The following is a 13,220-nucleotide window of genomic DNA, read 5'->3' as shown; positions in this document are numbered from 1 at the left end:
AAACCCGCGATAGTCAGCACGATGCCAAACAGCAGGCGTATGCGGAAGTGACTGCGGCAGCCAGTCAGCTTGAACGGCATGGGGTGCTGGTGCATTTATTTGAGGATGAGCAGCAGATAACACCGGACTCGGTGTTTCCAAACAACTGGTTTTCCACCCATGCCGATGGCCGGGTGATCATTTATCCTATGTTTGCTCACAACCGCAGGCTGGAGTACCGGCCGGATATTATCGAGTTGTTAAAGGCAGAGTACCAGGTAACAGAAGTGGTTGATTATTCGGGGTTGGTGCAACAGCAGCTGTTTCTGGAGGGAACCGGTTCACTGGTGATTGATCACCTCAATTGTCTTGCTTTTGCCGCTGTTTCAAAACGCACCAGCCCGGCTTTGGTGAGCACGGTGTGTCAGCAGCTTAACCTGAAGCCGGTGATTTTTAATGCCTTTGATCAGCAGGGGGTGGCGGTGTACCACACCAATGTGATGATGTGCTTGGCAAGCCAGTTTGTGCTTATTTGCCTGCAGATGGTGCCTGAGCCAGAGCGTACCGAACTGCTGGCCTATTTTCAGCAAAGTGGCCGTGAGGTGATTGATCTGAGCTATCAGCAGATCCAATCGTTTTGCGCCAATGCCATTGAGCTCACTGGCAGCCATGGCCCTTTGCTGGTCTTGTCCGAAACGGCAAGCAATGCGTTAACGGCCAAACAAATACACCGCATTGAACAAAGTGCCCGCCTGCTGCCTATTCAGGTGCCAACGATCGAATCGGCTGGTGGTTCAGCGCGCTGTATGATTGCAGGTATTCATTTGCCACCAGCCATGGCCTAAGCTTACGGGCTGTTTTCTTGGTGCTAGGGCATGCAAAGCATGCCTGGTCCTGTGCTACTGACTTTGAGCGCAGGCAATGAGCGGCACGTCGAGGGAGTTTAGCCGGTGCGCTAGTCTGGGGCGGATCTCTGGTGCCAAACAACCAATTTGATAAACCAGCAGCTGTAACTTTTCGCGCAGCAGCTGGTCCTGCTGCAGTAAAGGTTTTACCTGCCGCCAGCTGGCATCGGCCCACAATATGGTCCAAAGCTCCGCTTTGTCTTCTTCCAGACCGCTCATGGCATAACGGTTGATAAAGCCCTGCATGGGATGGGAGAAAGCAGCATCCTCACTGGCTCTGGCGAAGGCCCCGCCTTTGCCGTAGCGAAAATCATCCGGCTTTAGCGGTAGCCAGAGTGGATCGCGGTAATACGCCGAGCCATAGAGCTCTTCTTCCAGCATATGGTAAAACTCGTGGTGCAGCACATGGCGGTTGAAGGCCATATCGTGGTGACCAATGTCGTATATCAGCACTTCGTGCACATAGTCCGGCACAGCCAATCTGGGCTGGCCGGCGACCGAAAGATTTCGCACCAGCAGGATCTGCTGCAGCCCGGACAGCTCAAGCAGCTCGGTCGGGTATTTGCCCAGCTCCTGCTTGAGCATGCGTAGGTAGGGCAATAGATCCTGATCATGTAACGAGACAGCATCAAACTGCAACGCCCAGGGCGCCAACTGCACTTCCTTGCTGTTTAACGTCAGCTGTACGCGAAAACCTTGATTGAACTGCTGAACGGCTGCTGCGGTGTGGGGCAGCAGCTCTGGTGTCGGGGGCGTTGGTAACTGACTGCAATGGCTAAGTAGGACGCACAGCAGCAGAGCGACTATAAGCCGGATGCAAGCTTTCATCCATGGGACCATTCGGTTGGTTTAAACAGGTGCTGCGCACTGCGGCTGATAGCCAGTGGCTTATTGCAACCTTTTATCCAGGCTTGCATTTGCTCTGAGTCCAGAGTTTTGACATGATCCAGTTGCTGAATATTGATCAGCGTGCTGCGGTGGATCCGCCAAAACAATTGAGGATCCAGCTGTCTCTCCAGCTCTTTGAGCGGTGTGCGTACCACAAATTCGCGCTCGGTGGTCACCACTTCGACGTAACGGCCACTGGCATGGAAATACAAAATATCTTCGGTTTTTTGCAGCCAGATTTTATTGCCCAACTGCAACTTTAACTGGCTCAGATAAGTGCCTACGGTTGGCTGAAGCAAGGCCCTATCCAATCGTATCGGAGCCTGATGCAGCCGCTGCAGCAGCCGGGTAATGCATTGCTGCAGGCGGGTATCGGAATAGGGCTTTAACAGGTAATCAATGGCACCGGCTTCAAAGGCTTTTACCGCGTACTGATCATAGGCGGTGACAAACACCAGGTGGCACAGATGGGCACTTAAGCAGGCCACATCCAGCCCGGACAGGCTGCCCATTTGTACATCCAAAAAGGCCACATCGGGTTGTAATTGCTCCAGTGCTGCCAGTGCTTCCTCTCCATTGCTGCACTCGGCCACCAGTTCGGCGTCGGGCCAGAACCTGGCCAGTTTTTTGCGCAGGCTTAGCCGTAAAATCTCTTCATCTTCTGCAATCAGCAGCCTAACCATGCAGCGGCACTCCTAATTGAGCAATGGTGCATTGCCCTGGTTGCACCCGGATGGAAAAATGTCCGGCCTGGCCATAAGCTGCCAGCAGGCGGGCTTGCAAATTATTCAGGCCAGTGCCTTGCTGAGATTGCAGCGGCTGGGCGGCACTGTCACTGACTTCAATCTGAAGTTGTTGCTGTGCGATACGAGCACTCATCTGGATCTTGCCTGTGCCGGTGACTTTTTCTATACCATGCTTGATGGCATTTTCCACCAGCGTTAGTACTGACATCGGCAGTACCATTGCCTTCGCTGCATCCGGGCTGATATCCAGCTGGTACTCCAGGCGGTTGCCAAAGCGGATTTGCTGAATGGCCAGATAGCGCTCAATGATGTTGACCTCTTCGGCCAGTGGAATAAAAGGCTGACGAAATTGCGGAATGCTGGCCCGCAGGTAGCTGGTCAGCTCTTCTAGCAATAACTTGGCTTTTTCCGGATCGAGGTCAATCAGGTTGTGCATATTGGCCAGAGTATTGAAGAAAAAGTGTGGCTCCAGCTGGGCCTGCAGCAGGTGCAGCTCCATTTCCGCTTGATCCCGTTGTTGAGCGGTTTCGTGAATCTGCTGTTGCAGCTGCTGAAACTGCGGTTGGGTAAAGCGGTTTTTCAGATACAGCAATACAAAAATCACCCAAACGGAGGACAGCAGAATGCGTAGCAGGTAAGTGGCCGCCTCCCAAAGCGGGGGCAGCAAGGTTTTATCCCAGGGAAACAGCAGCATGCTCAGTACCCAGCTGAGAAAAAAGGTCAGCGTTCCGATAGCTGCCATGCGGCAAAAGGATACTGACTGGCTGGGAGCTGGCATCAGAAGCAGGTAAATGAAGACCAGACAAAACCCAATCAGGTTAAAAACTTTAGCGTATTCGGTAAAGCTGGCCAGCAGATAACTCAGACTAATGGTTGGCTGATACACTTGCTGATGCAGGGCGCTGAGTACAGCACAGCTGGTACTTAGAAGCGCGATCACCAGCATATCTGTCGGGCCGAGCAGGCGCAAACGCTGGCGTAATTGTTTGATCGGTTGCTGGATGGCAATAGTTTTCATGTTTTCTCATCAGATAAGGGCTCTGCGCATCAGAGCCCCGGTCAGATGTATCAGAAACTGTAATGAATGCCAAGGCTGTAGTAGCGCCCCAGCGTATTATACAGTCCTGCGGTGTAGCCCATTTCCCAGCTGGCGCCCCCTGTGCTGGCACCTGGTACCTGCGGTGTTTGCCGGTCCGTCAGGTTGAAAGCTGAAGCCGAAAGTGACAGCTGCTCTGTCAGGCGGTGGCTAAGTGCCAGATCAAGGTACCAAACCCGGCCGGTTTCCGTGACCTCATAACGGGACGGATCGCGGGAAATGCTGGGCTTTTGCCGGCCAATGTAATGAGCCGTCAGGCTCAGGCTGCTTTGTTGGGTGCTCAGGCTAAGGCGATTGCGGCCACGCCATTTTGGAAAGGCCATGCCGCCGACGGTTTCCAGAACCGAGGCTACCGGATCGGATTGCAGTTTGCGTTCAATCAGACGGCCCCAATTGCTGTTAAAGCCCAGTGTGAGCCCGAGCTGTTGGATGGGGTAATGGTAATCCAACGCATAATCAATGCCGCGGGTTTGGTGGCGGGCCAGGTTCAGATAAGACAGACTCAGCACCATCAGGTTATCGCGCCGCTCAATCAACTGGCAGAAAATATTATCCAGGCTGCTGCTGTCCATGCAGTTTGGGTAGACTTCACCCCAGGGCAAAGTACCTATTTTATCTACCAGATTGATGTCCCAGTAATCCACTGTCAGGTTAAGATTGTCGATAAAGCCGGGTGAGTACACCAGGCCGCCGGTAAAGGTATAGGCGCGTTCTGCGCGGAGCTGATCATTGCCTGTGGTGACGATCAGCGCATCCCAGTAGTAGTTGGCCGGATCGGTTAAACCAAGGGCATCGCAGTTGGCTTCACGGTACTCGGAACCCAATTGGCGATAGGCAGAATAACAGACTTCAAACACATAGTTGCGGAACTGGCTTTGCGGCTGGAAAATTTCATTGATGTTCGGGGCCCGCACTGCTTTAGCGCGCGATGCCCGCACTTTTAAGGTTTCGAACGGCATCCAGTCCAGGCCCAGACTCCAGCTGTGGTTGGTACCCGCCAGGTTGTAACGGGCGGTGCGCCATGCGGTATCCAGACTCAGTCGTTCTGCTGCGGGCAGGCCATCAAGCAGCGGCAGGCGTAGTTCGGCATAGGCCTCACTGACATGGTATTTACCTATCAGCGGTTCACTGCGCATGCTACTGGGACCAATGCCAGTCAATTGCACATCCGATGGGGTGCTGCGGCTTTGCTCGCGACGATGCTCCACGCCAGCTGCGTAACTAATGTAACCTGCAGGTAACTGCCATAAGTCGCCATCCAGGTTGGCTGCCAGGATGCTTTGTTGTAGTTTGGCGCTGCTCTGGTGCGGATCCAGTTTCAGGTAGTTCATCGCTTCCTCTGTCAGCGGCTGAAACACGTTGATAGGGACACAACCGCTATCGCAACTGCGGATTTCACCGCTTTGAGGATCCCGAAAGCTGCCCCAAACGCCTTTACGCCAATGCTCTTCCCGGTAGGAGTTCAGGTGTGTGCTTTGTAATCGGGTGGCACCATGCTGGGCGCTGAGTTGCCAGCGATGTTGGTTGCTTGTATAGCCCTCGATTGCCAATACGGCCTGATACAAATCGTACTGAAGGTCGCTGCCCATCCGGCCCATTTCCGGAAAGTAACCACCAAACAATAACCCCTGTCCGCTCTGTGAAACTGCTGCCTGCTGCTCTGGTGTGTAAAACGCATAATCAACCGGCAGTCGCGCCACTCCGAACTCCACCAGGGGGCTGAGCCGGCTTTCTGAATTGGAGCGAACATACTTCAATTCACCTGTTAGGGTGGTATTGGCACTGAGTTCACGGTTGAAATTGCTGCTCAGGTTCAGTTTTTGCAATGGCACGGCCAGGCGTGCCCACTCATAACGTGAATAGAAAGAGCCGTAGGTGTCATCTACCGATAAAGCGGCCAACTGGGTAGTGCTGCTGCCAAACACATCGGCGGAGTCTGGTAACAGCGGCTGAGGTTGAGCTGAACTATCCAGCCGGTAGGGGCGGCCGTCCAGTAAAAAAGTGCGATAACTGCTGGAATACAGCGGGGTGCGTCGGCCCAGAATAAAATCGTACTCTCCCTCTTGCCCCGCCAGTGGGTTGTCGATGTAGGTTAAATCATTGGCAATGTAACGGCGATCCCGGCCTTCCACTGGCCTGGATGTGTGATAACTCACATGCAGATTAAAAAAGCCTGCCTGATCAGCAAAGGCCTGACCATGAGTCAGAGTGCCGTACCAGCGATTGGCATCACCCTTGGTGGTGGCGCCATAGGAAGCATTCATTTGTGTGCCGGTAAAATCCTGTTTTAAAATAATATTCACCACACCAGATACTGCATCGGCGCCATAAACCGAGGAGGCACCCCCGGTTAGCACATCCACCCGTTCAATCAGAGCGGTCGGGATGGACGATACATCCACGGTACTGGTGCCGGGAATGGAGGGTACATGACGGCGACCATTGACCAGTACCAGGGTGCGAATGGCGCCCATACCCCGCAAGTCCTGGGTGCTGGTACCTGCATAGCCTCTGGCGTTGCTGGTTTCAGCCCCGCTGGCAGGGACCATCGCCGGTAATTGATTCAGCAACTGATTGACATCCACGGCACCGGACAGACGAATTTCTTCCGCACTGATGCTGACCACTGGGGTATGGGTTTCCAGATCAGTCCGGCGGATGCGGCTGCCGGTAATGGTAATGACTTCCGGTTTTGCTTCGCTGTCGCGCCTCCCTTCATTCTCAAGCGCAAGTGCAGGCAAGGTCAGCAAGGCAGACAGACAGGCCAGTGTTAAAGGTTGGTAGCGAAGCTTAGCAGGGACGAGTGGGGATGGCTGGATGAAAGCGGGCATCGGTGTTCCTTCCTTATGGTGTTGTTATTGTATTTTTATTGGTGCTGTTTGGTGTTGTTTTTTTCAGCAACCGTAGCTTGATACCAAAGTGATGGAATGCCGACCAGCAGCATGGGTTTGGCTTGCTCAGAATAAGGTATCAACCGCGGTATTCTTGCTATAAACGGTTTTGCTGGGATTTTTTTCGCTTATGCACCTGAGGCGGCAACCGATGACTTTGTAGCTGGCGCTGCTAAAAAAGCAGGCTAGCTTGGGTACAGATGAACGATAGCCAGTGTGGGATGATGCATTGATGAGATTTTGGTTTTTGGTGGGTTTATTGTGCCTGGCAGGACAACTGCATGCAGCTGTGCCAGCCACCTGGAGATTGGATCTGCTGCATGGCCTTGAGGATGACAAGGAACAGTTCCGAAAAAGCGGTTTATGGCAAGAACCCCTGTTATGGCAAGGCCCGGTGGATTTACAGGATGAGCTGAATCGAGGTGATTACCGTTTCGAAATCACGCAGTCCGGGACCGGGGAGCTGCTCTATGCTCAAAGCTATTCATCTTTATTTTCCGACTGGTCGCTTAGCTCGGATGCTAGCCACAACGAGCGTTACTTTGAGGAATCACTGCGTTTCCCGGCTCCTGCTATGCCGGCTCGTTTGCAAATACTCCGTCGGCAGCTGGATAAGCCCGGCCAACCTCTTCAAGCGGTCTGGCAGTTGGATTTACCCTTGCAAGCGGAGCCTGCGCCGACGCCAGCTGCCACAGATAGCATCCGGCTGTTGCAGGCGCCAGAGACAGCAGATCAAGCCTATGGCCTGGTGTTTCTGGCCGAAGGGTTTCAAGCCGATGAAGCCGAGGCATTTTTTCAGGCGGCCACCGAACTAAGCCAAGCGCTGTTTCGGTACGCACCTTTTGATCGTTTGCGGCCGTACATGCAGGTGCATGCCGTGATGACACCTTCGAACGACAGTGGCATCGGCGCAAACAAGGACGGGCTGCCGCTTGATACTCGTTTTGCCGTTAACCCCAATGCCCTGGGCATGCCGCGCTATGCACTGAGTATGGAAGTGCATGCAATTCGTAACGCCGCTATGGTGGTGCCGTATCACAGCATTGTGATCCTGACCAATTCACATGAGTATCACGGCAGTGGTATTTTCCAAACCTATGCCATTGCCCCGGCGTTTCACCCAAGGCGGGAGTTTTTAGTGCTGCATGAACTTGGGCACTCGCTGGCTGGCCTGGCGGATGAGTACTTTCATAGTACGCCAGGCTATGCAGCCAGTGCTGGTATCATTGAGCCTTACCAGCCGAATATTACCAGCAAGTCGGGCTTACAGGATTTGAAATGGCAGCATCTGGTGGCAGACGATACCCCAATCCCCACCCCCTGGAGCCAGCAGGCCTTTGTGCAAAACCGACAGATGTCGACCTTAGCGGTAGAGCCGTACCAGGGTGTGGTCGGGGCCTTTCAGGGCGCTAACTACAGCGCCGAGCACTACTACCGACCGGCACTGGCCTGCATTATGTTGCTGGATATGGGCGACAATCATTTTTGCCCGGTGTGTCAGCAGGCGATTGTGGAGCAGATTAAAAGTCAGTTAGAAAACTGATGACAGAATCACCATTGGCTGCTGTAAAAAACAGCAGCTAAAACAAAGTGCCATAATTTCACTTGCACGTACGAAATGGATTCGTATAATGCAAGGGCAAATCAACATCCCCCCGTGCCTGGGTGGCGAAATTGGTAGACGCAGTGGATTCAAAATCCACCGTTGGAAACAACGTGTCGGTTCGAGTCCGACCCTAGGCACCATCTATTTTCATCAATAGCTCATGTCAATATTTAAAGCCACCTTACAGCAAGCTCTCTATGGGCCTTGGAATGCTTTTGGCGATAAAAAGGTGTCATCCCTTCAGAGAACGATCTAAGACATTTTCCTACCTGCCACCAGCATTATCCTAAGTTAATCTTGCCTCTTGCACATTACCATTAAAAGATTGGAATAAGTGCAAGCCTGATGCTGTTGCGTTGGCTGATAAAGGATATCGCTATGCTCATTTCCTTGGCATCCGAGATGACTGCGCCAATGCCTGGCAGTGAAGAAAGTGGTGTCACCCCGGGCCCTGTGATAGATAGACGGATCGAGAAGTTTGGCTGTATCCAAATTACAGTAGAAACCGTGGATACCAGCAGCTACCGGGTTGAATGGCTCAACCTGATGACGAACGTTCGAACCCGCTTGGAAAAAATGGATTAGTGGAAACACTTTCACTCTGTTCAATAATACAACCCTTTAATTAAGCATTGTCGTTACAGTAACTGACGAAGCAATGGCACTTGCCAATCAAGCTTTTATAGCGGCATTAACTGGCCTGAGTACGGATCAAATTGGCTTACAGAAGTACAATATTTCACCGCCGGAGGATGAAGAGCTGATCACGACTTTAAACCTTCAGATTATTGATGAGGCTATCCAAACCATCGTTGGTTCCAAGTCAAAACTTGGTGCAATCCAGCACAGACTGCAAGGCACTATTCGTAATCTGAACAACATCGAAGAAAACGTTTCAGCAGCGCGCATGCGAATTCGAGATACCGACTTTGCCAAAGAGGCTGCGGAGCTAAGTTAGGACGAAGATATTGCAGCAGTAGAGTATAACTCTGCTTGCACACGCGAACCAATGGCCTCAGACAGCCTTGGCACTGCTTCAGTAATCCAAGGCTGTAACTTTATTATCATGAAGAAACAGGGTTAAGTAAGGGGCTTGTATCTGGAAATGGATAGCCCTGACTTGAACCAGAAAAATCAAAGGCTCGCTTGCTGCCAAAGATTTTATGAACATGAATGCTTTAAAGTTCCAGGCTATATAAGTGAATCAAAATATATAAACTGCACCACTTCTTGTCGCTGAGGTGTCAGTCTGATCACCATTAACTCCAATGGCATTACTGCTTTCAGTGCGTGCTCCAATTGCCATAGTTTTTCCATCCCCGCTAAGAGAAACAGCAAAACCAAACAATTTGAATTCACGTGTATTAGACGCTTTTACATAGGCAAGCTGCTCCCAGTTGCTGCCATTACGTTTAAAAAGATAGACAGCGCCACTGTCTTCAGCGGACCTATCGGATTGATCACCATTAATCCCTGAAGCATTACTGCTGTCGCCTACTGAACCAACTGCCAAGATATCGCCATCGGCTGAAAGCGCTATATTCCAACCGAATACATTTTCTTCATCGGTATTTGATGCTTTGATATAAGCTTGCTGGCTCCAGGTCGTGCCAACTCGAGTAAAAACATACACTGCGCCGCTATTGGTTGCCAGGTTGTTTACTTGATCACCATCAATGCCTGTGGCATTACTACTTTCAAGCGGTGCTCCAACCACTAAAGTATTGCCATCTTCAGATAAGGCTACATCCGAGCCAAATGAATCAAAAAAATTAGTGTTAGAAGCCTTGATGAACTCTTGCTGGCTCCAGCTGTTGCCACTACGGGTAAATATATAGACAGCCCCGCTGGCTTGTGCTGAGTTATCTGATTGATCACCATTGATTCCGGTAGCGCTACTATCTTCGTAACGTGCACCAACACTCATGGTATCACCGTCTCCTGATAACGCAACGCTATAACCAAACTGGTCAGAACTGCCAGTATTAGAGGCTTTCACATAAGCTTGCTGGCTCCAGATGCTACTGGCGTTGCGTTGAAAAACATACACAGCACCACTTTCACTCAAAGAGTTATCCGTTTGATCTCCATCGATCCCAGTGGCATTGCTGCTTTCGCCAATGGCTCCAACTGCCAACGTATTGCCATCGGTGGTAAGCGCAAGGCTCCAGCCAAAGCGGTCATTTGCATCTGTATTTGAAGCTTTTACATACGATTGCTGGCTCCAGGTTTCACTGCTTCGGATAAATACATACACCGCACCACTATTCACTAAAGAAGTATCATTCTGGTCACCATTGATGCCGGTTGCGTTGCTACTCTCGCCTATTGCGCCAACCGCTAGTGTATTTCCGTCTGCGGACAGAGTGAGGCTATGTCCGAAAAAAGCGTCTGAGTTGCTGTTAGAAGCCTTAAGATAAGCTTGCTGTTGCCAATCGTTATGACTGCTGTTTCGGGTAAAAACATACACAGCACCGCTTGTTGGCGCCGAGGTATCGGTTTGATCTCCGTTAATGCCAGCAGCGTTGCTACTTTCAGAGGGAGCACCAACGGCCATAGTCAACCCATCAGCCGACAATGTGACAGAATAACCGAACTCAATATTGGTTTGTGAGTTTGATGCTTTCACGTAAGCGGTTGCTTCTGCTAGGGAGCTTGTAACGAAGTAGGGGGCTGAATCAGAGCAGCCACTGCTATTGCAGGCTGCAAGAATATAGCTGGCATTAATACGGCCAGGTAAAAACACTTCTAGCTGGTAGCTGGTTTCATTGGCAGCAATCGTTGCAATTTCACTATACCCTGAGTTTCCATCCGAGTTTTCCAGTAGTCGATATTCGGTTTCATTTGCAACATCTTGCCAGGTAAAGGCAAAGGTCTTGCTTTGCTGAGGTGTCATGGTTAATGACGGAGCTGAAGGAGCTTGCATGCTGAAATTGGCGACCACGGAGCAGTTGGTGCTAATTGCTGACGTGGTATAGGTGGTGCCGTCTAAATTGCCACCACAGGTGCCATTGACGCTGGCGATGGTGTAGCCGGGGTCTGGTGTAATGGTAAAACTGGTACTGTCCCCCTCATTAATGGTTTGCGTAGCTGCCGGGCTGATACTGCCATTTGATGCTGCTACAGGAAATACACGGAATGTAGTCGGTAATGTTACAGGGGTAGGCTCAAAGCTGGCGACTACGGAGCAATCGGAATGAATCTCTGCGGTAGTAAAGGTGTTACTGTCTAATGTTCCGCTACAAGTTCCACTGATACCTGCAATACGAAAGCCAATGTCTGGGGTGAGATTAAAGCTGGTGCTTGTGCCTTCGGTTATGGTTTGCGTGGTATTTGGAGTGATGCTTCCGCTTCCGATAATGGATGGAATAACACTAAAAACAGAGGGGATTGCATCGGTACGGGTGAAGCTTGCGATCACCAAGCATGTTTCTTGAACGGGGGCCGTGGTAAAAGTAGTACCGGTTAAAGTACCTTGGCAGGTCCCCATAACAGTTGCAATGCCATAGCCATCGTCCGGCAGAATACTAAGACTGAGAGTTTCTCCTAAGCGAACGGTTTGGTTGCTTGCAGGGTCGATACTGCCATTATCCAGTGCGATTGGGATAACATTCACATTAATAAGATTGGTGTCTGCAATAAAGGTAGCGACCACTGAGCAATCTGCAACGATGGCATCGGTGGTATAGGTTGTACCTGTTAAGGTCCCCTTGCAGGTACCGCCAACACTAGCGATAGAGTAGCCCGGGTCTGGTGTGATGGTAAAACTGGCGCGTGCCCATTGATTGATGGTTTGCGTCGTTGCAGGACTGATAGTGCCATGGTCTATGGCCACCGGGATGACACTGAAGGATGAAAGGATGAAGCCTGCATCGGGTATGAAGGTAGCAACTACTGAGCAGTCTGAGAAAATAGCATCTGTAGTATAAGTTGTGCCGATGAGGCTGCCTCTACAGGTCCCTTTGATACTTCCAATGCTAAATCCATCAGCGGGTGTTAGGCTAAATTGAACACTATCTCCTTGTGACACCGGTTGAGTACTATCCGGAGTCATGCTTCCATTACCGATAACCGAGGGGATCACGCTGTACGTTGGTGCTGTGGTTCCGGCTGAAGGAGTAAAGACGGCAACCACTGCACAATCATCATTTACCTGATCAGTTTGGTATGTATTCCCATCCAAAGAGCCGTTACAGGTGCCGATGACGTCTGATAGCTCATAACCATTAGCAGGTGAAAGGGTAAAGTTTACACTTTCACCTGGTTCAATGGTTTGAGTTATGGAGGGTGTGATAATGCCCTGACCTACAACCGATGGGATAACATTGAAAGTTTGTGCTACTTCACCACTATTAGGCGTAAAGATGGCGATTACTGCACAATCTTCATGAATATTATCGGTGGTAAAGACATTACCATCCAGTGTACCTGCACAAGTACCGTGCACATTGGCAATGCTATGCCCACTGGCCGGTGTGAGGGTAAAACGAATAAACTCCCCTTTCGCAATACGTTGGGTTGTAGGTAGAGAGATAGTGCCATGACCAACAACGGATGGGATCACACTGACCCGCTCGGGTTCGCTCACGATGATGGGCGAGAATGTAGCCACAACAGAGCAGTCATTGGTAATAAAATCAGTAGTAAATACATGATCATTTAAAGATCCTGGGCAAGTGCCTACTACCCCGGCAATCTTAAAACCTTCGTCAGGTGTTATGGTAAAGCTGGTGGTGCCTCCCCAATTAATAGACTGAGTTGTCTCAGGACTAATACTGCCATTCATATCGGCTGACGGTATAACACTAAAGCTTGCTACAGATGGCTCTCTGTCACTACAAGCAAAAAGAAAAAAGACAATGGATATAGTCAATATTCTGGAAATAATGCAGTTTGATTTTATGGAGAGGCGCATTGGCTATTCCCTTCAACTTATCCTTTGTAAGGGTAGCAGATAATTTTAACAGCCGTTGGAAACAAGTATCAGCTTTACTCTGAGCTAGTACAATACATCATTAAACTTAACCATCCGAAAGCAGCATTACGTCTTTCTCTGAATCGTACCGGTAAATTCGGAGGCGGATTTGTTTGAGTCATGCTGCCGTATCT

General features: G+C 50.7%; 8 protein-coding genes, 1 tRNA gene and 1 pseudogene. 5 read left to right on the top strand and 5 right to left on the bottom strand.

What is annotated here, in order from left to right; genetic code table 11:
- Positions 1-824: citrulline utilization hydrolase CtlX (gene ctlX, locus JJU14_RS15005; protein WP_228614531.1), on the top strand; the 824-nt coding region annotated here is incomplete at its 5' end.
- A gap of 54 nt (positions 825-878) precedes the next feature.
- Here the strand turns inward: ctlX and JJU14_RS15000 are convergent.
- From JJU14_RS15000 to JJU14_RS14985, 4 genes are read right to left on the bottom strand one after another with little or no spacing between them, the layout of a single operon-like run.
- Positions 879-1,712, bottom strand: coding sequence for a hypothetical protein (locus JJU14_RS15000; RefSeq protein WP_228614530.1), 834 nt, complete (start codon positions 1,710-1,712; stop codon positions 879-881).
- Positions 1,709-2,455, bottom strand: coding sequence for a LytTR family DNA-binding domain-containing protein (locus JJU14_RS14995; protein ID WP_228614529.1), 747 nt, complete (start codon positions 2,453-2,455; stop codon positions 1,709-1,711). Before JJU14_RS14995 ends, JJU14_RS15000 begins: the two co-directional genes overlap by 4 nt.
- Positions 2,448-3,536 carry a histidine kinase gene (locus tag JJU14_RS14990; RefSeq protein ID WP_228614528.1) on the bottom strand — a complete coding sequence of 363 codons (1,089 nt, stop codon included), beginning with the start codon at positions 3,534-3,536 and terminating at the stop codon, positions 2,448-2,450. Before JJU14_RS14990 ends, JJU14_RS14995 begins: the two co-directional genes overlap by 8 nt.
- 50 nt (positions 3,537-3,586) lie before the next feature.
- A complete protein-coding gene (locus tag JJU14_RS14985; protein ID WP_228614527.1) occupies positions 3,587-6,445 on the bottom strand; it encodes a TonB-dependent receptor in 2,859 nt (952 codons plus the stop codon).
- Between the two features lie 292 nt (positions 6,446-6,737).
- Here JJU14_RS14985 and JJU14_RS14980 point away from each other — a divergent pair, with 292 nt between their 5' ends.
- From JJU14_RS14980 to JJU14_RS14965, 4 genes and pseudogenes are all read left to right on the top strand, one after another.
- Positions 6,738-8,048: a M64 family metallopeptidase gene (locus JJU14_RS14980; RefSeq protein ID WP_228614526.1), complete on the top strand. Its 1,311-nt coding sequence runs from the start codon at positions 6,738-6,740 to the stop codon at positions 8,046-8,048.
- Between the two features lie 116 nt (positions 8,049-8,164).
- Positions 8,165-8,251, top strand: a tRNA-Leu gene (locus tag JJU14_RS14975).
- Positions 8,252-8,489: 238 nt separating this feature from the next.
- Complete coding sequence (locus JJU14_RS14970; protein WP_228614525.1) at positions 8,490-8,696, top strand: hypothetical protein; 207 nt, start codon at positions 8,490-8,492, stop codon at positions 8,694-8,696.
- Between the two features lie 193 nt (positions 8,697-8,889).
- Positions 8,890-9,154: pseudogene (locus JJU14_RS14965) on the top strand (flagellin); the annotation flags it as partial.
- Between the two features lie 161 nt (positions 9,155-9,315).
- On the opposite strand, the gene JJU14_RS14960 reads toward JJU14_RS14965, so the two are convergent.
- Positions 9,316-13,026, bottom strand: coding sequence for an FG-GAP repeat protein (locus JJU14_RS14960; protein ID WP_228614524.1), 3,711 nt, complete (start codon positions 13,024-13,026; stop codon positions 9,316-9,318).
- Positions 13,027-13,220 lie beyond the last annotated feature (194 nt).

Origin of the sequence: Alkalimonas sp., assembly GCF_020831925.1 — a bacterium.
Classification (GTDB): Bacteria; Pseudomonadota; Gammaproteobacteria; order Enterobacterales; family Alteromonadaceae; genus Alkalimonas.
The sequence above is the reverse complement of the archived record's forward strand: the minus strand, read 5'-3'. Positions and strand labels throughout refer to the sequence as shown.